This window comes from Burkholderia sp. AU16482 (assembly GCF_002223285.1).
GTDB lineage: Bacteria > Pseudomonadota > Gammaproteobacteria > Burkholderiales > Burkholderiaceae > Burkholderia > Burkholderia semiarida.
The window spans coordinates 654,284-673,819 of sequence record NZ_NKEY01000006.1 but is presented as its reverse complement, the minus strand read 5'-3'; the positions used below and the strand labels follow the sequence as shown (position 1 = coordinate 673,819).

Sequence of the window (19,536 nt, the reverse complement as noted above, 5' to 3'; positions counted from 1 at the left end):
ATGATCGCCTGAACGGCCGGCGACGTTACTTCGTGCTGACGCCGGCGATCGTACCCGTGTGAATGCCGGTGATGTTCTCGAAGGCAATCGCGGCGCGCGTCTTGCCCGGCGTCAGCACGTTCGCGCCGCCCAGCGCATCCGAAAGCGCCTTGCTCGCGTCGTGGCTGATCTTGCCGCCGCCATGCGCGTTCGCCGTCTGCTGCAGCTGTGCACCGATCGCCGCCGCATCCGACTGGCTCAGCTTGCCCGACTTCACCGCGTTGGCGAGCGTCTTCGCCGCGGCATTGCCGTCGCCGTGCGACAACGCGCTTTCCATGGCCTGGAAGTCGGCGCCGTCCTGCGCGTTGAAATTGGCCAGCGCCTTGCCCTCGTCGGCCATCTGCAGCGGCTTGCCGTCCTTCAAGAGGTCGCCCGTACCGGGTGTGAAGCCTGCCGTCGCGCCCGTCGTCGGCAAGCCACCCGTCGTCGGCAGCGTACCGGTGTTCGTCGGGAAACCGCCCGTGCCAGGCAAGCCGCCCGTCGCCCCCGACTGCCCCGCCGCGCCGCCCGCGCCACCCGTTGCGTTGCCCGCCGCGCCGAGACCGCCTTGAGCCGCCCATTGGAAATTGCCGACCGCGGACTTGCCGTCGGTGCCCGCCACGTCGTGCGTGTCGATCTGCTGGTAGGCAGCCGGGTTCGCGAGCATGGTCTGCGCCGCTTGCTGCACCGTGGGTGGCGTGCCGCCGTCGGCGTTCGTCGCGAGTTTGTACATCGTGTTCGGGTCCGACGCGTTGATGCCATGCTGCCCCATGTACGAGGCCAGCACGCCCGCCGCGTTTTGCACCGTCATCCCGCCGGTGCCGCCCGGCATGGCGCCCGCGCCCCCCATGCCGCCGGGCGTGGCGCCCACACCGCCGGGCATCGCGCCCGCGCCGCCACCGGGCATGCCGCCAGCACCGCCGGCGCCGCCCGGCATGCCGCCGGGCTGCCCGTTCTGCCCCGTCTGCATCTGCTTGAGCAACTGGCTGATGAGGCCGATGAGATCCTTGAGCACGTCCTGCGTCGAGCTCGCCGAGGCACCGTTGGTCAGCCGTTGCAGGTAGCTCGCCGGATCGGTGGGGTAAGTGGTCATACTCGGAACGTTCAGATTCATGATGTTTCCTTCCTGTCGGGTAAGTGTTGCGTGACCGTGGGTACTACGAAGCAAAGTCAGTCTAGGTTGCTGTCGCTGCTACAAGCGCACCGATGCGAAGGCTGCGATTGAAATGCGAATCGCCCGGCGCGCGGAAAACATGAAAACGGATACTCATGCGCGGACCCACGTCATCGACGCGGAGAATCCGCCGTTGTCGGCCGGCCCGCCGTGCGTGCTCGCCGGCGCGTCGGTGGACGCAGGCGCTTGAACGCTGGCGTCGAGCTTGGCGGCACGCTCGAGCAGACGCGCGCCGATCTTCGCGCCCTCGATGCTTTCGCGCTGCTCGGCCGCGCTGAGTGCATAGCTGTGCCACAGCGGGTCTTCGAGGCCGAACAGACACACCGCCATCAGCGCGGTATGAAGCCCCGAGCGCTTCGCTTCGGTGTCGTCGTCTTCGAGCACGCGGCGCGCGTCGCCCCATGCCTGGCGCCGGACGTAGCGCCACGCGGCGACCGTCCCCGTCCCGGGCCACTTGGGCCGAAGCACGCGGATCGCCTCGAGGAGATCCTCGAAGTCGGCTTCGTCGTCGAGCTGCGAAGCCGTCCACAGCACCTTGGTTAGGCCGCCGGCAATCTCGTCCCTGCATCCTGTGTAAGTCACGATGTCCTCGTCTGCTGGAGTGCTGCAATCAAAAAGCGCACGGCGGCGCCGCGCCCAGCCGTGCCGCGCTAGCTGCCGGCTCGTGCGGTGGACGTCCCCTGGCGGTTAGTCTCTTGCATCGGGTCGGCTTTTGCCGACGCGATGCGAACGGAACGATCGGGATGCGAAGAGAGAACGGAGAAGAATACCGACCGCGGCGATGGAAGCGATCGGTGCGACAGGCCGGCGGGCTCGCCGTGTATCGGAAGGGGATTTGCTTTATGCCCGGCGTAGAAGAAGGCCCGCCATCGGTTGATGCGCCCCGGCCATCGGCCAGGATGCGTCCATCGAATCACGCCCGGCGACCGATGCCGCGTCCGCAGGCGTCGGCTCATGAAATGGAGCGATCACCACGGGCAGGAGGCGCTGTCCATCACGCATCGATCGACGAATCGAAACGCTGGATTGCGCGGGCCGTGCGCTGCGTGGGCGTCCTGATGATCGTGCTCGACACCACGATTGTGAACATCGCCCCGCCCTCCTTCGCGCGGACCGCTACTTCACGGGTGGGATCTACAGGGCGTTTACGGAAGGCGCCGGAATGCGCAAGAAGCCATGACTGGCGGAAGGCAGCAGGAGTCGAACCTACCCGGGAGTGTCTGACACCCCCAACTGGATTTGAAGTCCAGCCGTACCACCGGATACGAATGCCTTCCGCGGGAAAAGAAACCGAAGAACAACGAGCGCCTACGCCTGAATACCCACCCAACCGCTGTCAGGCCGCAGGTAGTGAAGATCGCGGTGGAAGCGAGTATACCCAACCCGGTCGAAGAACTCGAGAATCTGGATCGCGCGCTTGCGACCGAGCCCCGTCGCGTCGCGAAACGTCGCGGCATCGAGCCCGCCGCCGCGCGACGGTGCGAGATGCGCGACCAGCGCCGCCAGTTCGCGCGCGACGTCCGCATGATAGAACAGGTCGCGCACGACCTGGTGCACGTCGCCGCGCCGCGCGAGCTTGCGCAGCAGCGTGCGCACCGCGTCCTCGGCCGCGCCAGTATCGCGGGCCAGGTCGCGCACCCACGGCGGATCGAAGCGCCCCGCGTGAATCAACGGCAGCAGTTGCCGCGCGAGCGCTTCCTCGCGCGGCTCGAGGCTTACCGAATGCGACGGCAGATGCAGCCACGGCCCGCTGCGCGCGACTTCGCCGCCCGCCACCAGCGCATCGACGAGCGCGCGCCACAGCAAATCGCCAACGAGCGGCGCAGCCATCCGCCGCAGGCGTGCGGCGTCGAGCCCCTGTTCGTCGGGCATGCGTTCGTGATACACGCGCAGCGTATCGACCGCCCGCGTCTGCAACGCACGCCAGTGCGCATGGGAAATCACCGCGCCTTCGTTCGACGCGGCATCGCGTTGCCCGATCGCCAGCGCATCGCCAGGCAACGCCAGCACATTCGGCGCAAACCCCGTCAGATGCGTGAGCGTCGCACGCGCGATGCCGAGCGGCGCCTGCGCGAGCAGCGCATCGAGGCGCCCTTCGTCGAGCCACGCCGCGAGTGCATCGAGCCACGCGCGGCGCGCGGGCGTGCGGCGCTTGCGTGCCGGCCCGAACGGATCGAGCACCCGGCCGCCGCCGACGGTGCGCGTCGCCTGCGGATTGCGAACGATGAAGCGGTCGCCCGGCAGCGCGAACACCGGCTCGTCGAATACCAGTTGCACGCGCATCCGCTGGCCGGCCGCGAGCGTGTCGCCGTCGAGCAGCGCGACATGGGCCACGCGATGCAGCGTACCGAGATGCACGTGCAGCGGCGCCCAGTGGGTCAGCGTCAGCCCGGCGTCCGCAAGCAACGTCAGCTCGACGTCCAGGCGCGGCGACGTCGCGACGAGCCGCGCGTCGGCGACGGTGTCGCCTCGCTCGACGTCGGCCTTGTCGACGCCGGCCAGATTCAGCGCACAACGCTCACCCGCGCGGCCGGCCTCGACCGGCCGGTTCTGCGCATGAATGCTGCGCACGCGGGCCGCGCCGCCCGTGCGCAAGATCGCGAGCGTGTCGCCCGTCGCGACGCGGCCCGCGAATGCGGTACCCGTCACGACGGTACCCTGCCCGGCGAGCGTAAATACGCGATCGACCGCGAGCCGGAACAGCCCGTCGTCGCGACGCGCGCGCCACGCAATCGCCGCGTCGGCCAGGTGCTGCTTCAACGCGGCGACGCCCGGATCGTCGGCAACGGTCGCACGCGTTTCGAAAATCGGCACGCCGGCCAATGTCGAATCGTGCAGCCACGCGGCGATCTCGTCGCGCACCTCGACGACGCGCGCGGCATCGACGCGATCGCATTTCGTCAGCGCGACGGCGCCATGCGTGACGCCGAGCAGTTGCAGGATCGCGAGATGCTCGCGCGTCTGCGGCATCACACCGTCGTCGGCGGCAATCACGATGAGCGCGAAGTCGATCCCGCACGCGCCCGCCGCCATCGTATGAATCAGCTTCTCGTGGCCCGGCACGTCGATCAGCCCGAGCACGTCGCCGTTGTCGAGCGGCGTATACGCGTAACCGAGTTCGATCGAGATGCCGCGCGCCTTCTCTTCCTTCAGGCGATCGGTGTCGACGCCCGTCAGCGCACGCACGAGCGTGGTCTTGCCGTGGTCGATGTGTCCCGCGGTCCCGACGATCATGCGGCGGGCCCCGCGAGCGGCGCGCATTGCGCGACGAACGCCGCTTCGTCGGCCGCTTCGAGGCAGCGCAGGTCGAGCCGCAGCGCGTTGTCGGCGATGCGGCCGATCACGGGGCGCGGCCATTCGCGCAGCCGTTTCTCGAGCTGCGCGAGCGCGCGGCCGCTGCGCTTGCCGTCCGACGAGCGCACCACGAGCCCGGCGCTCGGCAACTGGTCGACCGGCAGCGCGCCGCTGCCGATCTGGCTGAACATCGGTTCGACCGTCACGTCGAAACCGCCGCCGAGTGCGGCCTGCAGCACCGGGCGCACGCGTTCGGCGGCTTCGGCGATGTCGCGCTGCGGGCGCGTCAGCAGGCGCAGCGTCGTGAGCCGGTCACGCAGGAATTCGGGTGACTGATACAGGCGCAGCACCGGTTCGAGCGCCGCGAGCGTCAGCTTGCCGACGCGCAACGCGCGCTTGAGCGGATGCTTCTTGATCTTCGCGATGAGCGCACGATCGCCGACGATCAGGCCGGCCTGCGGCCCGCCGAGCAGCTTGTCGCCGCTGAACGTGACAACGTTTGCACCGGCGGCGACGGTTTCCTGCACGGTCGTCTCGTGCGGCAGCCCCCATTGCGTCAGATCGGCCAGCGTGCCGCTGCCGAGATCGACGGCGACCGGCACGCCGCGCTCGCGCGCGAGCGGTGCGAGTTCGGCGAGCGTCGCCTCCTTCGTGAAGCCGCTGATCGCGTAGTTGCTGCAGTGCACCTTCATCAGCAGCGCGGTGCGCGGGCCGATCGCGTCCGCGTAGTCGCGCAAATGCGTGCGGTTGGTCGTGCCGACCTCGCGCAGCTTCGCGCCGGCACGGCTCATGATGTCGGGAATGCGAAATGCCCCGCCGATCTCGACCAGTTCGCCGCGCGACACGACCACTTCCCGCTTCGTCGCGAGCGCCGACAGCGTCAGCAGCACGGCCGCCGCATTGTTGTTGACGACGGTCGCGGCTTCCGCGCCCGTCAGTTCGCACAGCAAAGTGTCGATCAGGTCGTCGCGATCGCCGCGGCGGCCGGTGGCGAGATCGAATTCGAGGTTGACGGGCCGCGTGAGCGCGTCGACCACCGCACGCACCGCGTCATCGGGCAGCAGCGCGCGCCCGAGGTTCGTGTGCAGCACGGTGCCGGTCAGGTTGAACACGGTGCGCACGGCGCCTGCGTTCTGCGCGGCCAACGTGCGCGAGACGGCAGCGGCGATGCGTAGCTCGTCGAGCGGCTCGGCCGCCGCGGGATCGTGCTGGGCGGCCGTGCGCCAGCGTTCCAGTTCGGCGCGCACGGCGTTCAGCACGCGCGTGCGTCCATGGTCGGCGACGAGCGGTTGCAGCGGCGCCGACGACAGCACGCGCTCGACCGACGGCACACGCGCCAGCACGGCATTCAATTCATTCACACCCGGTTCGGTCACGTCGTTGTCGCTCCAGTCTCATGCTTCGCAGTCGGCCGGGGCCGACGCTCGCGCACCGCCCCGGCCCCGTGCCGTCAATCCGCTTCCCGCGACACGTCGGGCCACAGCAGCGGGTTCGGCGAACTGCGCTGGTAGCCGGCTTCGTTCATCAGCAGGTCGAGCGTGAGACTCGCGAGATCGTCCGCCAGCGGCTCGAACTCGTAGTCCTTCTCCTGATAGCCGATCTTGCGATAGGTCTTGCATTCGTCGCACGATTCGGCCTTGATGGCTTCGCTGCCGCCTTCGATCCCGTGATACGCGATGCCCTTCGTCGAATCGCAGTGCGAGCATTTGGTGCGCACCATGTGCCACTCGGTCGTGCACAGCCCGCACTGCAGGAAACGGTAGCCCTGATACTGGCCGCCCACCCGCACGACGCTCGCGACCGGATGGGTGCCGCACACCGGGCACAGCCCCGGCTGGTCGAGATACGGCACGTCGGCCGGCGTCACGCGGCTCGCGAGGTCCGTCCACGCGACCTGCAGCGCGGCCATCAGGAACGGCGCGGTGGCCGGGTCGACCTCGGCGAAGCGCAGCGCGAGGATCGCATCGGCCTGCGCGTCGAGCTCGGCAGGCGCCATCAGGCGCAGCCGGTCGAGCAGCTTCGCGAGCGGCGGATTGACAAGCCCGGCGCCTTCGACGCGATCGAGCAGTTCATACAGCACGGCGCGCCAGCGCGCATCGCGCTCGCCGTCGAGCGCCGGCACGAGCGGCATCGAATGTTCCTGCGCGCGCGCGATCGCTTCCTTCGACGGCAGCGGCAGCGCCAGCGTCTGCAGCGTCGCGTGCTGCGCGTCGGCGACGGTGGCCATCAGCCGCAGGTAGCCGCTGATCGGGTTCAGGTCGGCAAGCTTGCGCAGCCGCGCGGCGCGCGCCGCGAATGCGGTCGCGCGCTCCGGCAGGCGAAAGCGCGGAATGGCCGAATGATCGAGCGCCGAGATCTCGGTCGGTTCGAGAATGCGTTGTGTCACGACAATATCTTCCAAAAAAACAAGCGCCGACAGGTCGGCGCTTCGGGCGGTTCCGACGGCTGACGGGGCGGCCCGCCGCAATCGGCGTGCCGCCCCGCTCCGCTGCGCTACTTCACGCTTTCACGGAACCACTTCGGGTGATGCTTGCGGGCCCAGCCCAGCGTGACGGTGCCGCGCACCATCGCGCCGATCGAACCCTTCACCCACAACGCCGCGTAAATGTGCACGATGATGCTCGCGATCAGCACGAAGGCCGCCACGGCATGCACGACAGCGGCCGCGCGGATCACCCCGATCGGGAAGTAGAACGAGAAATAGCGCCGCCAGATCACGATTCCCGACAGCAGGAGCAGCAGCAGGCACGCCACCAGCGTGAAGAATAGCAGCTTCTGCCCGGCGTTATAGCGCCCGACCGGCGGCAGCTTGTCTTCCTGGTTGGTCAGCACGTCGCCGATCTGCTTCAGCCACTGCCGGTCGTCCGCGTCGAGCGCATTGTGGTGCCAGAAGCGCACCACGAGAATCGCGAACGACACGAACATCACGAGGCCGACGAACGGATGCAGGATCCGCGTCCACTGGCCGCCGCCGAACAGCGCGGTCAGCCAGAACATCGACGGATGGAACAGCGCGAGCCCGGACAGCGCGAGCAGCACGAACGTGATCGCGGTGATCCAGTGGTTCGTGCGCTCGTTCGGCGTGTAGCGGACGATCAGGTTGGGGTCGTCGTGGCTCATTTCGCGTCCTCCTTGATGCGTCGCGCCTCGTCCCGGGCGGCGGCTTCTTCGTCGTCTGTGACCTCGTTCGGACCGACCCGCGTGTAGTGGAAGAACCCGGCCAGCGCGGTCAGCGCGAGGCCCGCGACCGCGAGCGGTTTCGCGATGCCCTTCCACAGCTTCACCATCGGGCTGATCGACGGATTGTCGGGCAGCCCGTGGTACAGCGACGGTTTATCGGCGTGATGCAGCACGTACATCACGTGCGTGCCGCCGACGCCCTGCGGGTCGTACAGCCCCGCATGCTCGAAGCCGCGCTCCTTCAGGTCCTCGATCCGCTCGGCCGCGTGCTGCTTCATGTCCTCCTTGGTGCCGAACACGATCGCGCCCGTCGGGCAAGTCTTCACGCAAGCCGGTTCCTGGCCGACCGCGACGCGGTCGGAACAGAGCGTGCACTTGTATGCGCGATGATCCTTCTTCGAGATCCGCGGCACGTTGAACGGGCAGCCGGTCACGCAGTAGCCGCAACCGATGCAGTTCTCCTCGTGGAAATCGACGATCCCGTTGTTGTACTGCACGATCGCACCCGGCGACGGACACGCCTTCAGGCAGCCCGGATCCTCGCAGTGCATGCAGCCGTCCTTGCGGATCAGCCACTCGAGGTCGCCCGCCGGGTTCTCGTATTCGGAGAACCGCATGACCGTCCACGAATGCTCGCTCAGGTCGGCCGGGTTGTCGTACACGCCGACGTTGGTGCCGACTTCGTCGCGCAGGTCGTTCCACTCCATGCATGCCGTCTGACATGCCTTGCAGCCGATGCACTTCGATACGTCGATCAGCTTCGCGACGCTGCCGGTCACCGGTTCGCGCACCGTGGGCGGCGGCGTCGTGGTGGCCGAGACGCGCTTGATATCCAGCGATTGCAATGCCATCTCTTTCCCCTTACGCCTTTTCGACCTTCACCAGGAACGACTTGAATTCCGGTGTATAGGAGTTGCCGTCGCCCACGGACGGAGTCAGGGTATTGGCGAGATAGCCGGGCTTCGTCAGACCCTTGAAGCCCCAGTGCAACGGGACGCCGACCGTCTGGACCTTCTTGCCGTCGACCGTCAGCGGCTTGATCCGCTTCGTGACGAGGGCGACCGCGACGATGTAGCCGCGCTTGGACGACACCTTCACGCGCTCGCCATGCGCGACGCCGACCTCCTTCGCGAGGTCTTCGCCGATCTCGACGAATTGCTCGGGCTGGATGATCGAATTCAGCCGCGCATGCTTGGTCCAGTAGTGGAAATGCTCGGTCAGCCGGTAGGTCGTCGCCACGTGCGGGAAGTCCGCCACCTTGCCGAACGACGCACGGTCGTCCGGGAACACGCGGGCGGCCGGGTTGTTCAGCGCCAGCGGGTTGTTCGGGTGCAGCGGGTTCGCGCCGAGCGGCGTCTCGAACGGCTCGTAGTGCTCGGGGAACGGACCTTCGTTCATCCCCGCGCGGGCGAAGAAGCGCGCGACGCCTTCCGGGTTCATGATGAACGGCCCCATCCCGTTCTCGGGCGGTTCGTCCGCCTTGAAGTCCGGAACGTCGGCGCCCTTCCACGCGCTGCCGTTCCAGCCGATCAGCTTGCGGGTCGGGTCGAACGGCTTGCCGGCGACGTCGCACGATGCGCGGTTGTACAGGATCCGCCGGTTCGCCGGCCACGCCCACGCCCAGTTCAGCGTCTGGCCGATGCCGGTCGGGTCGGCGTTGTCGCGCCGCGCCATCTGGTTGCCGGCCTGCGTCCACGCACCGCAGAAGATCCAGCAGCCGCTCGCGGTCGTGCCGTCGTCCTTCAGTTGCGCGAACGCGGCGAGCTGCTCGCCCTTCTTCACGAGCGTCTTCGCCGGATCCTTCGGATCGGGCAGATCGGCGAGCGCTTTCCCGTTGAACTCCATCGCCAGCTCTTCGGGCGTCGGGCTTTCCGGGTTCGCGTACGGCCAGGTCAGGTTCACGATCGGGTCCGGGTACTTGCCGCCGTCCTTCTGGTACATCTTGCGCATGCGCAGGAACAGCCCCGACATGATCTCGAGGTCGCTCCTCGCCTCGCCGGGCGGCTCCGCGCCCTTCCAGTGCCACTGCAGCACGCGGCTCGAACTGACGAGCGAGCCGTTTTCCTCCGCGAAGCAGGTGGTCGGCAGGCGGAACACCTCGGTCTGGATCTTCGACGCATCGACGTCGTTGTAGTCGCCGTGATGCTTCCAGAACTCGGACGTCTCGGTCGCGAGCGGATCCATGATCACGAGCCACTTCAGCTTCGCGAGACCGGCCGCCGTCTTCACCTTCGACGGCGCCGCCGCGAGCGGGTTGAAGCCCTGGCAGATGTAGCCGTTCATCTTGCCGGCATTCATCAGCTCGATCGCCTGCAGCAGGTCGTACTGCTTGTCCAGCTTCGGCAGGTAGTCGTACGCCCAGTTGTTTTCGGCGGTGGCCGCGTCGCCCCACCACGACTTCATGAAGCTGACGTGGAACGCCTTGTAGTTCTTCCAGTAGCTCAACTGGTTGGGCCGCAGCGGCTGCTGCACGCGCTTCTTGATGTACGCGTCGAAATCCTGCTCGGCCTGCATCGGCAGCGTCATGTAGCCGGGCAGCAGGTTCGACATCAGCCCGAGGTCGGTCAGCCCCTGGATGTTCGAGTGGCCGCGCAGCGCGTTCATCCCGCCGCCGGCGATGCCGATGTTGCCGAGCAGCAGCTGCACCATCGCGCCGGTGCGGATGATCTGCGCGCCGATCGAGTGGTGGGTCCAGCCGAGCGCGTACAGCACCGTGCCGGCGCGGCCGGGCACGGCCGTGGTCGCGAGCATCTCGCACACCTTCAGGAACTTGTCCTTGGGCGTGCCGCAGACCTGCTGGACCATGTCCGCCGTATAGCGCGCGTAGTGCTGCTTCAGCAAGTTGTATACACAGCGCGGATGCTGCAGCGTCGGATCGACCTTCGCGAAGCCGTCGTCGCCGCGCTCGTAGTCCCAGCTCGATTTGTCCGGGTACGCGTGTTTCTCCGCGTCGTAGCCGGAATAGATGCCGTCGTTGAACGCGAAATCCTCGCGCACGATGAACGAGAAGTCCGTGTAGTTCTTCACGTACTCATGCTGGATCTTGTCGTTCGTCAGCAGATAGTTGATGACGCCGCCCAGGAAGACGATGTCGGTGCCGGTGCGGATCGGCGCGTAGTAATCGGCCACCGAGGCCGTACGCGTGAAGCGCGGGTCGACGACGATCAGCCGCGCCTTGCGGTGCGCCTTCGCCTCCGTTACCCACTTGAAACCGCACGGATGGGCCTCGGCTGCATTGCCGCCCATCACGAGAATCACGTCCGCGTTCTTGATGTCGACCCAATGGTTCGTCATCGCTCCACGGCCAAACGTCGGGGCAAGACCTGCCACCGTCGGGCCATGTCAGACACGCGCCTGATTGTCGAATGCGAGCATCCCGAGACTGCGGATGGTCTTGTGCGTCAGGTAGCCGACCTCGTTGCTGCCCGCCGACGCGGCCAGCATGCCGGTCGTGAGCCAGCGGTTGACCTTCGCGCCGTCTTCGGCCGTCTCGACGAAGTTCGCGTCGCGGTCGGCCTTCATCAGCTTCGCGATGCGGTCGAGCGCGTCGTTCCACGAGATGGGTTCCCACTTGTCCGAGCCGGGCGCGCGATACTCGGGGTGCGTCAGGCGGTTCGGGCTGTGGATGAAGTCGATCAGGCTCGCGCCCTTCGGGCACAGCGTGCCGCGATTGACGGGGTGGTCGGGATCGCCTTCGATATGGATGATGCTCGGCTGCGCGTTCTTCGCGCCGTCGCCGAGGCCGTACATCAGGATGCCGCAACCTACTGAACAGTAAGGGCAGGTGTTGCGCGTTTCGACGGTGCGCGCCAGTTTGTACTGCCGGACTTCGGCCAGCGCTTCGGACGGAGAAAAGCCCATCAGGGCAAGACTCGATCCGGCAAGCGACGTGGCCGTCACCTTCAGGAACTGGCGCCGGGACATTTGTAGCATGATGGTCTCGGCGTTATTGTGGGGTGGGGTGCAACTGAAAGGAATTATAGACAGTTCAGGCAACTATGATCGAATCCTCGGATCAATACCGATTGGTCCGATTAATCCGAGATGATCCGCGTTCCGCGCGCAACCCGACCGTCATGAAACGACAGATCACTTCCGAAGCCACTCGTCTCGCCCAGCAGCAGGCCAACTGGGCCCTCACCGCGTTCAAGCGCTTCTCGTCCGACCGCTGCTCCGCGATGGCCGCGGGCATCGCGTTTTTCTCCGCGTTCTCGCTCGCGCCGACCCTCGTGATGGTGATCGCGGTGGCCGGCTGGTTCTACGGTGACGACGCCGCGCGCGGCCAGGTGTTCGAACAGGCGCACCAGTTGATCGGCGACGACGCGGCGGCCTCCATCCAGACGATCGTGCAGAACGCGCACCGCGCGGGCGAGCGCGGCGGCCTCGCCACGCTGATCTCGTTCGCCGCGCTCGCGATCGGCGCGTCGGCCACGTTCGCGTCGCTCAGCGCGGCGCTCAGCGTGATCTGGCCGGCCACCGAAAGCCGCTGGTCGAGCATGCTCGGCCTCGTGCGCGTGCGGCTGATCTCGTTCGGGCTGGTGCTCGGCGTCGCGTTCCTGCTGATCGTGTCGCTCGTGCTCGACACGGCGATCACCTTCATCGGCACCTGGCTGCTCGGCAATTCGCCGTACGTGGTCGTCACCAACTTCATCCAGTTCTTCGTCGGCATCGCGGTGCTCGCGGCCGCGTTCGCGTCGCTGATGAAGTTCCTGCCCGACGCGCGCGTCGCGTGGCGCGACGCCGCGATCGGCGGCATCGTGTCCGCGATCCTGTTCTCCGGCGGCAGGAAGCTGTTCGCGCTGTATCTCGCGCATGCGGGCACCGCCAGTGCGTTCGGCGCGGCCGGATCGTTCGCGGTCCTGCTGATGTGGCTGTACTTCTCCGCGATCGTGCTGCTGCTCGGCGCGGAATTCGCGGCGGCGCGCGGCGATGCGCATCGGCCGGCCGAGGATTCGGCGCCGGCCGGGTCGGCTCAAGTTGCTCAACCTGGCCACGCCGATCATCGCCCGCGCGACGACTGATTCACCCGCCCTTGCAAGCGGCCGCGCTTCGATCGCGCGCGCGCCCGGCACACGCGCCGCCCCTTTGCAACCCCGTCGCCCCGCAGCGCATTCGCGCGGCGTCGGCGCATGCGTTGCTCGCCGACATGCAGACACCTGCAATGGCAAACGTTTGCATGCCCTCGTTTTGTTGCTGCAACGGGCCGAAACAGGCGGTTCACCGGCATGCGCGCCACCGATTGAAACAATCGCGGCGCAGCAATTGTCAACTGTTTCATAAACAGGAACAGTTGCTGATGTGCTTGATATATATGGACTTTTCCGCGCTGTTACCTTTTCGAGACACTTTATTTTTTGAGCTTTCTTGCGTGTATGGCACTGAGCTATTCTCCAATCCGCAACAAATAACGATGAATCACTTGCGTGGAGAAACTCAACGATGAAGAAACTTGCTCTCTCGACCCTCTCGCTCGCGCTGCTGGGCGCTGCTGGTGCTGCTCAGGCGCAATCGAGCGTGACGCTGTATGGCGTGATCGACACGTCGATCACCTATGTTCACGGTAACGATGGTCAAGGTAACAATTCGTGGTCGATGGGTAGCGGCAACCTGCAAGGCGCCCGCTTCGGCCTGAAGGGTTCGGAAGACCTCGGTGGCGGCCTGAAGGCGATCTTCCAGTTGGAAAACGGCTTCAACTCGGCAACGGGTGCATTGGGCCAAGGCCAGCGCATGTTCGGCCGCCAGGCTTTCGTCGGCCTGCAAAGCGACCAGTACGGTACGCTGACGCTGGGTCGCCAGTACGACCCGCTCGTCGACCTGGTCCAGGCGGTCACGGCTGACAACTACTTCGGCAGCGTGTTCGCCACGCCGGGCGACGTCGACAACAACGACAACAGCCTGCGCGTCAGCAACGCGATCAAGTACACGTCGCCGGTCTGGGCAGGCCTCCAGGTCGAGGCGATGTACGCACTCGGCGGTGTCGCCGGCGCAACCGGCAAGGGTCAGACGTGGGCGGCGGCTGCAGCCTACAACAACGGCCCGCTCGGCCTGGCTGCAGGTTACTTCCACGCGAACAACTCGGCTCCGCTGAGCCCCGCTGGCGTGCGCACCGGCTGGGCCGGCACGTCGGACGCGATCTTCGACGGTTCGGGCAGCTTCATCAACAACGCATACACGTCGGCATCGTCGATCGGCATCGCGCAAGCCGCCGGCCAGTATGCATTCGGCCCGGTGACGTTCGGCCTCGGCTACAGCAACGCACAGTACAAGGCTGACGCGAACTCCGGCTTCGGCACGAACCAGAAGTACAACACGGGTCGCGCATTCGTCACGTACCAGGCATCGGCACCGCTGCTGCTCGGCCTCGGCTACATCTACACGAAGGGTAGCGGCCAGACCGACGCCAAGTATCATCAGGTTTCGCTCGGCGCGGACTACTCGCTGTCGAAGCGTACGGACATCTACCTGGTTGGCGCATATCAGCACGCAAGCGGCCACAACGCCGACGGCAGCGAAGCGCAAGCGTCGATCGGCTCGTACGGCATCGCCGGCAAGAGCTCGCAGGAAATCGTCGCACTCGGCCTGCGTCACAAGTTCTAAAAACGAAGTATCCGGTGTGCACGGCGTCTCCGACGCCCTGTCGCCGACCTGGAAAGCCAGCCCCGGTTTCGGCCGCGGCTGGCTTTTTTTCGTCCGCCTCCGGCGAGCGAGCCGGCATTCGCTGCACGGGCTGCCGGGCAAACCGCGCCCCGATGCATGCTTGCTTGCCGGCAACGGCACCTTGCGGCTGTCAGCGGCCCGGAACACCGTTTCCGAATGGTCGGGCAGGTCGCCATTTCTCCGTACGACGGCTACCATCCGCACAGCCGGCACCGCCCGCTTCATCCGATGCGCGACTTGTTGGCCGCACGTGTCGATTTCGGCAGGCGTCGTCCGTCGTATCGATGGCGGCATCCGGTTTGCCGCGGCCCCATACAGACAGGAGACTCGTCATGACGATTCAGAAGATCACGCCATTCCTCTGGTATTCGACGCAAGCCGAAGAAGCAGCGGCCTTCTATGCCGGCATCTTTCCGGATTCGCGCGTCGTGCGCGTCACGGCGGTGCCCGGCACCGACGGCACGCGGATGGTCGAATTCGAGCTGTTCGGACAACCGTTCTTCGCGATGAGCCACCCGCGCACGGAGACGTTCAACCACGCGATCTCGCTGCTCGTCAGTTGCGCGGACCAGGCGGAACTCGACCGCTACTGGAGCGCCCTGCTCGACAACGGCGGCACGGCCGACGGCTGCGGCTGGCTGAGGGATCGTTATGGGGTGTCGTGGCAGATCGTTCCGGAGGCGCTCATCCCGATGATGGCCGACCGCGACGCGGTCAAGGCGGGACGCGTGGCCGCCGCGATGATGCAGATGACCAAGTTCGACGACGCCGCGCTGAAGGCCGCCTTTGCGGGCACCGCGGGCTGACGAAACGCGTCGGGCCGCGCTGGCGTGACGCCGCACCGGCTCGCCTGCACGCACCCGGCTCGACCGTTTGCGCATGCAGCCGGCTCGCACGCGTTCGCTATCCGTCGCTGGCCGGCCAGCCGGTAGCGTGCATCGTTGGCGCCGACTGCTACGCCGACAGCATCGACTCGACCGTCCGCCGCGCGAAGCCGATGAATTCGGCTAGCGGTTCGCCCGACAGGATCGCCGCGCCCGCTTCGCCATCGAGATAGGCGGCACGCGCGGCCGCCACGACCGGCCGGTGCGCGTCCGGCAAGCGCGCCAGCACCCACGCCGCGGCGACGTCCTTCGGCGCGATCCTGCCGGTCGCGGCGCTGTACCAGATGCGCGCGAGCGCGAGCACCACGTTGCATTCGTCGCCGCGCCAGTCCGGCTCGGCATTCCACTGCGCAACGGTGGCGAGCAGCGCGGCGCCGAAATCGCGCGGGCACCGGCTCGAACAGCACGGCCGCGGGCGGCCCGACCAGCGCGACACCGTGCTGCCGCACCTTCGTCAGCAGGATCGCCAGATCGTGATCGACGAGCGGCGCTTCGACGATGCTGGCTTCCAGGTCGCGACGCAGCCATTCGCCGAATTGCAGTTCGCGGCGCGCCGGATGACGCCACGGCACCACGTCGCCGTGCGCGACGACGGTGACCTCCAGCGCGCGCATGCCGCCTGCGTGGCCGGGAGGCGCCGACGCAGCGAGCAGGTCGTACATCAGCGCACGCCTCGCCGTTTCGTCGGGCCGCACGGCCACCGTCACCAGCAGATCGATGTCACTGCGCGGTTTCAAGCCGCCGTCGAGCGCCGAGCCGAACAGGTGGATTGCTTCCATCGTCGCACCGAGATGCCGCTCGATCGCGGCGCGCGCGGCAGCGACCTGCCCGGCGATTTCAGACGGAACGAATTCAGTCACGATGCGCGGGCCTCGCGATGCGCACGCAACAGGCGCGGCGGGAGCGACGAGGTAACGAGAGCGACGGGCTGCGGCGGTACGACGGCACGCGGATGACGATGGCCGTCCGGCGTTGCGCACGCGCGGCGCGGCACGCCATTGGCCACATGGCTCGAATCGCACATCGCCGGCGCTGCGCGTTTTCGCTGCCGCGCGGCTTGCGCGGCGCAATAAAAATCCCCGCACGCTTTCGCGTACGGGGACCGCGGGACATCGCAACGGCTGCCGACATGCGTTCGGCAGCGTTGCTGCGGCATTACGCTGCCGCGTCCTTCAGCTTCTTCAGCGCACGTGCCTTCACGCGCACGCTGGCCGGCTTCGCCGGGAACCAGCGCTCTTGACCCGTGAACGGATCCTTGCCGAAGCGCTTCTTCTTCGCCGGCACGACTTGCGCCGTGATCTTCAGCAGACCCGGCAGCGTGAACTCGCCTGCGCCCTTCTTGTGAACCGAGCCCAGCACGACGTTCTCGAGTGCGGCGAGCACTGCCTTGACCGCCTTCACTTCGACAGCTGCGCGCTCAGCGATGTGCGTTGCGAGCGATGCCTTCGTGAACTTGTCCTTCAGCGGCGTCGGAGCAGCCGGTGCTGCCTTTGCGACAGCCTTCTTGGCCACTACTTTCTTCGCGGGCGCAGCCTTTTTGGCAGCCACTTTCTTGGTCGCCGGTGCGGCAGCCTTCTTGGCCACCTTTTTTGCGGAAGTCGCCATGTTTCTCCTACCAGGTGTGGTCGTTGGATACACGAAGCGTGCAACGCGCGCGCTTCAACGCCGGATTCTACAAGCGCCTTGTCGCTTCGTGCAGTACTTTTATGCGTTTTCGCGGGGTTTCCCGCAGGTTTTGTTGCGCGCGACCGACTTCATCGACGCTCGAGCGTGAAAAAACGCCTTCACGTAGGCGCTCAAACGGGGCGAATGCGAATTACGTTCGATATTTGCGCACCTATACTGGGCCCGCTCAATGCCCGGATGCCTCCATGCGCGAAGTCAGATACGTCAAAGGACTCGACGGCCTGCGAGCCCTCGCCGTCATCCTCGTTTTCCTGTCCCACAAGGGCCACGTCCTTGCCATCGACGTCGGCAAGCTTGGCGTGTGGACGTTTTTCCTCATCAGCGGATTCCTGATCGTCGGCGAACTGCATCGCAACCGCCAGGCGGTCGAGCGCGGCGCCATGACGCGCCGCCACGCGCTCGCGCTGTTCCTCGCGAAACGCGCGCTGCGGATCTTTCCCGTGTACTACCTGCTGCTCGCGGCGCTCGCGATCGCGCACGCGCTGTTCTACCAGCGCGGCGTCAATCTCGGGCTCGCATGGCATGCGGCGTTCCTGTCGAATTACTGGATCGGCGTCGTCAAGGATGGCTGGCCGGGCTCCACGTCGCACTTCTGGAGCCTCGCCGTTGAACAGCAGTTCTATCTGATCGCGCCGCTCGCGCTGCTCGCGGTGCCCGCCGCGCGCCACGTCGCGCTCAGTGTGGCGGCCGTCGCGCTGTGCGCGGTCGCGCATCTCGCGCTCTACCTGGCGGACGCATCGCCGGTGCTGATCTATGCGTTTTCCCCGTGGAATTTCGCGTTGATCGCGCTCGGCGGCGTCGGCGCGATGGCGCTCGCCGATCGCGGCGCGGCCGCCGCGCGCCGCGTACCGCCGGGCTGGCTCGGCGCGGCAGGCGTCGCCTTCTTCCTCGCGCTGCCCGCCTGCACGGCGTTGCCCGATGCGGCTGCAGGGCTCGCCGATCTCGGCCTGTCCGCGTCGCTCGGCGCGCTGATGCTGTGGATCGTCAGCGAGCCCGAGCATCCCGTCGTCGCGCTGCTCGACTGCGCGCCGCTCGCCTATCTCGGCACGATCAGCTACGGCTTCTACCTGTTCCACAACCTGATCCCGGCGCGTTTCGGCGCGCTGCCCGCGTCCTTCGCGCACGTGCCGATGCCGGACCTCGTCCGCGACGCGCTGCCGGAAATGCTGCAATTCGCGCTCGCCGTACTGCTCGCGCACCTGTCGTGGCGCTATCTCGAAAAGCGGCTGCTCGACTTCAAAAAGCCGATCGCCGCGATGCTGGCCCGGCACTTCGCCGCGCAGCCGAGCGCGTCGCCGCGCTGAGCGGCGCGCCGACGCGGTGCGCGGCCGGAACCGGATCGGAACGCGTCGATACCGGTGACGACGTCCGGCGGGATGGCAGCCGATGCGTCATCGCGCGACATCCGCGCGACGCGCGAGCGTCGCGCATACCGCGCAATCCATCCACCGATCCGGTCACGCGGCGAATGCCGCGGCACCGGTTTCACGCACGACGTCCTGCCGCGTCGACAGACGTCGCGCGTCGCGCGCCACCACCCCGCACCCATTCCCGGCGCCGCACGCAAACGTCGCGCACCATGCTCGTGCGCCGCAAATACAAAAAAGCCCCGGCGCGCGAGCGGCCGGGGCCAACGGAACAACCACCACCTGAAACGACGGAGCGCGCGGCCGCTTAAGCGACGGCAGCCAGCGCGGGGAGGCAGGTACGCAGGTACGCCTCGAATTCGCGGCTCACTTCCGGATGCTGGAGCGCGAGCTCGACGGTTGCCTTCAGATACCCGAGCTTGCTGCCGCAGTCGAAACGCGTACCGTAGTAGCGATACGCGAGCACCTGTTCGTTCGCGAGCAGCGACTGGACGGCGTCGGTGAGCTGCAGTTCGCCGCCCGCGCCGGGCTTGAGCTTGCGCAGATGATCGAAGATCGTCGGCATGAACACGTAGCGGCCGACCACGCCGAGGTTCGACGGCGCATCCTCCGGCGCCGGCTTCTCGATGATGCCCGACAGCTTGATGATGTCCTCTTCCCATTCCCGGCCTTCGACGACGCCGTACGAGCGGCTGTCCTCGCGCGGGATCGTCTCGACCCCGATCACCGAGCTGTGATAGTGGTCGAACACGTCGACGAGCTGCTTGAGCACCGGCTGTTCGCCGTGCAGCAGGTCGTCGGCGAGGATCACCGCGAACGGCTCGCCGTGCACGAGCTTCTCCGCGCACAGCACCGCATGGCCGAGGCCGAGCGCTTCCGGCTGCCGCACGTAGAAGCAGTTGACGTGGCTCGGCTTGATGCCGCGCACGAGCTCGAGCAGCTTTTCCTTGCCGCGTGCCTCGAGTTCGGCCTCGATCTCGTACGACTTGTCGAAATGATCCTCGATCGCGCGCTTGCTGCGCCCGGTGACGAAGATCATCTCGGTGATACCGGCGTTGATCGCTTCCTCGACCGCGTACTGGATCAGCGGCTTGTCGACGACGGGCAACATTTCCTTCGGGCTCGCCTTCGTTGCCGGGAGGAACCGCGTGCCGAGACCGGCAACGGGGAACACGGCCTTGGTGACTTTCAACATGTTCGCATCCTGATAGCGTTGTCTGCGCCGCGTCGACCCGCGACCCGGCGCGATTGTGTTCCGAACGGCATATCGAGAATC

Annotated in this window: 14 protein-coding genes, 1 tRNA gene and 1 pseudogene; 4 read left to right on the top strand and 12 right to left on the bottom strand. The window is 66.9% G+C overall.

Going from position 1 to position 19,536, the window contains the following annotated elements:
* Positions 1 to 25: 25 nt before the first annotated feature.
* The 9 genes from CFB35_RS20385 to fdnG all read right to left on the bottom strand — a co-directional run bounded on the left by CFB35_RS20385 (position 26) and on the right by fdnG (position 11,599).
* Complete coding sequence (locus tag CFB35_RS20385; RefSeq protein ID WP_060009478.1) at positions 26 to 1,132, bottom strand: hypothetical protein; 1,107 nt, start codon at positions 1,130 to 1,132, stop codon at positions 26 to 28.
* A gap of 153 nt (positions 1,133 to 1,285) precedes the next feature.
* On the bottom strand, positions 1,286 to 1,774 hold the full coding sequence (locus CFB35_RS20380) for an HrpB1 family type III secretion system apparatus protein (protein WP_059582696.1): 489 nt from the start codon (positions 1,772 to 1,774) through the stop codon (positions 1,286 to 1,288).
* Positions 1,775 to 2,373: 599 nt separating this feature from the next.
* Positions 2,374 to 2,469, bottom strand: a tRNA-Sec gene (locus CFB35_RS20375).
* 31 nt (positions 2,470 to 2,500) lie between these two features.
* Positions 2,501 to 4,426 carry a selenocysteine-specific translation elongation factor gene (gene selB, locus CFB35_RS20370; protein ID WP_059583126.1) on the bottom strand — a complete coding sequence of 642 codons (1,926 nt, stop codon included), beginning with the start codon at positions 4,424 to 4,426 and terminating at the stop codon, positions 2,501 to 2,503.
* The gene (gene selA / locus CFB35_RS20365) at positions 4,423 to 5,862 is read right to left on the bottom strand and encodes an L-seryl-tRNA(Sec) selenium transferase (RefSeq protein WP_059582698.1); all 1,440 of its coding nucleotides are present in this window, start codon (positions 5,860 to 5,862) and stop codon (positions 4,423 to 4,425) included. The genes selB and selA overlap by 4 nt, the downstream gene beginning before the upstream one ends.
* Before the next feature lie 74 nt (positions 5,863 to 5,936).
* Positions 5,937 to 6,872: a formate dehydrogenase accessory protein FdhE gene (gene fdhE / locus CFB35_RS20360; protein WP_179231769.1), complete on the bottom strand. Its 936-nt coding sequence runs from the start codon at positions 6,870 to 6,872 to the stop codon at positions 5,937 to 5,939.
* Between the two features lie 107 nt (positions 6,873 to 6,979).
* On the bottom strand, positions 6,980 to 7,606 hold the full coding sequence (locus tag CFB35_RS20355; protein WP_006488816.1) for a formate dehydrogenase subunit gamma: 627 nt from the start codon (positions 7,604 to 7,606) through the stop codon (positions 6,980 to 6,982).
* Complete coding sequence (fdxH, locus tag CFB35_RS20350) at positions 7,603 to 8,517, bottom strand: formate dehydrogenase subunit beta (RefSeq protein WP_059639188.1); 915 nt, start codon at positions 8,515 to 8,517, stop codon at positions 7,603 to 7,605. Before fdxH ends, CFB35_RS20355 begins: the two co-directional genes overlap by 4 nt.
* Positions 8,518 to 8,527: 10 nt before the next feature.
* Positions 8,528 to 11,599 carry a formate dehydrogenase-N subunit alpha gene (gene fdnG / locus CFB35_RS20345; RefSeq protein ID WP_081068207.1) on the bottom strand — a complete coding sequence of 1,024 codons (3,072 nt, stop codon included), beginning with the start codon at positions 11,597 to 11,599 and terminating at the stop codon, positions 8,528 to 8,530.
* 143 nt (positions 11,600 to 11,742) lie between these two features.
* Between fdnG and CFB35_RS20335 the strand changes: the two genes are divergently transcribed.
* The 3 genes from CFB35_RS20335 (at position 11,743) to CFB35_RS20325 (ending at position 15,129) form a co-directional block, all read left to right on the top strand.
* Entirely contained in the window at positions 11,743 to 12,687 is a 945-nt protein-coding gene (locus CFB35_RS20335) for a YihY/virulence factor BrkB family protein (protein WP_059582710.1), read from the top strand.
* Positions 12,688 to 13,105: 418 nt separating this feature from the next.
* Positions 13,106 to 14,263 (top strand): porin, encoded by a 1,158-nt coding sequence (locus CFB35_RS20330; RefSeq protein WP_059582711.1) that lies wholly within the window; start codon positions 13,106 to 13,108, stop codon positions 14,261 to 14,263.
* Positions 14,264 to 14,655: 392 nt separating this feature from the next.
* Entirely contained in the window at positions 14,656 to 15,129 is a 474-nt protein-coding gene (locus tag CFB35_RS20325) for a VOC family protein (RefSeq protein WP_059582714.1), read from the top strand.
* A gap of 148 nt (positions 15,130 to 15,277) precedes the next feature.
* On the opposite strand, the pseudogene CFB35_RS20320 reads toward CFB35_RS20325, so the two are convergent.
* Together CFB35_RS20320 and CFB35_RS20315 are read right to left on the bottom strand one after the other, a co-directional pair.
* Positions 15,278 to 16,067: pseudogene (locus CFB35_RS20320) on the bottom strand (AadA family aminoglycoside 3''-O-nucleotidyltransferase).
* Between the two features lie 295 nt (positions 16,068 to 16,362).
* On the bottom strand, positions 16,363 to 16,812 hold the full coding sequence (locus tag CFB35_RS20315) for an HU family DNA-binding protein (RefSeq protein WP_059582715.1): 450 nt from the start codon (positions 16,810 to 16,812) through the stop codon (positions 16,363 to 16,365).
* 266 nt (positions 16,813 to 17,078) lie between these two features.
* Here CFB35_RS20315 and CFB35_RS20305 point away from each other — a divergent pair, with 266 nt between their 5' ends.
* Positions 17,079 to 18,197 (top strand): acyltransferase, encoded by a 1,119-nt coding sequence (locus CFB35_RS20305; RefSeq protein ID WP_089465490.1) that lies wholly within the window; start codon positions 17,079 to 17,081, stop codon positions 18,195 to 18,197.
* A gap of 370 nt (positions 18,198 to 18,567) precedes the next feature.
* Here the strand turns inward: CFB35_RS20305 and galU are convergent, their stop codons facing one another.
* Positions 18,568 to 19,455 carry a UTP--glucose-1-phosphate uridylyltransferase GalU gene (gene galU, locus CFB35_RS20300; protein WP_006482949.1) on the bottom strand — a complete coding sequence of 296 codons (888 nt, stop codon included), beginning with the start codon at positions 19,453 to 19,455 and terminating at the stop codon, positions 18,568 to 18,570.
* Positions 19,456 to 19,536 lie beyond the last annotated feature (81 nt).

Excerpts from the sequence above, each read along its gene's own strand:
- CFB35_RS20355 (WP_006488816.1), bottom strand. The coding sequence starts at position 7,606 with ATGAGCCACGACGACCCCAACCTGATCGTCCGCTACACGCCGAACGAG.
- CFB35_RS20335 (WP_059582710.1), top strand. The coding sequence starts at position 11,743 with ATGAAACGACAGATCACTTCCGAAGCCACTCGTCTCGCCCAGCAGCAG.
- CFB35_RS20315 (WP_059582715.1), bottom strand. The coding sequence starts at position 16,812 with ATGGCGACTTCCGCAAAAAAGGTGGCCAAGAAGGCTGCCGCACCGGCG.
- selB (WP_059583126.1), bottom strand. The coding sequence starts at position 4,426 with ATGATCGTCGGGACCGCGGGACACATCGACCACGGCAAGACCACGCTC.
- CFB35_RS20305 (WP_089465490.1), top strand. The coding sequence starts at position 17,079 with ATGCGCGAAGTCAGATACGTCAAAGGACTCGACGGCCTGCGAGCCCTC.
- CFB35_RS20325 (WP_059582714.1), top strand. The coding sequence starts at position 14,656 with ATGACGATTCAGAAGATCACGCCATTCCTCTGGTATTCGACGCAAGCC.
- CFB35_RS20385 (WP_060009478.1), bottom strand. The coding sequence starts at position 1,132 with ATGAATCTGAACGTTCCGAGTATGACCACTTACCCCACCGATCCGGCG.
- galU (WP_006482949.1), bottom strand. The coding sequence starts at position 19,455 with ATGTTGAAAGTCACCAAGGCCGTGTTCCCCGTTGCCGGTCTCGGCACG.
- fdxH (WP_059639188.1), bottom strand. The coding sequence starts at position 8,517 with ATGGCATTGCAATCGCTGGATATCAAGCGCGTCTCGGCCACCACGACG.
- CFB35_RS20330 (WP_059582711.1), top strand. The coding sequence starts at position 13,106 with ATGAAGAAACTTGCTCTCTCGACCCTCTCGCTCGCGCTGCTGGGCGCT.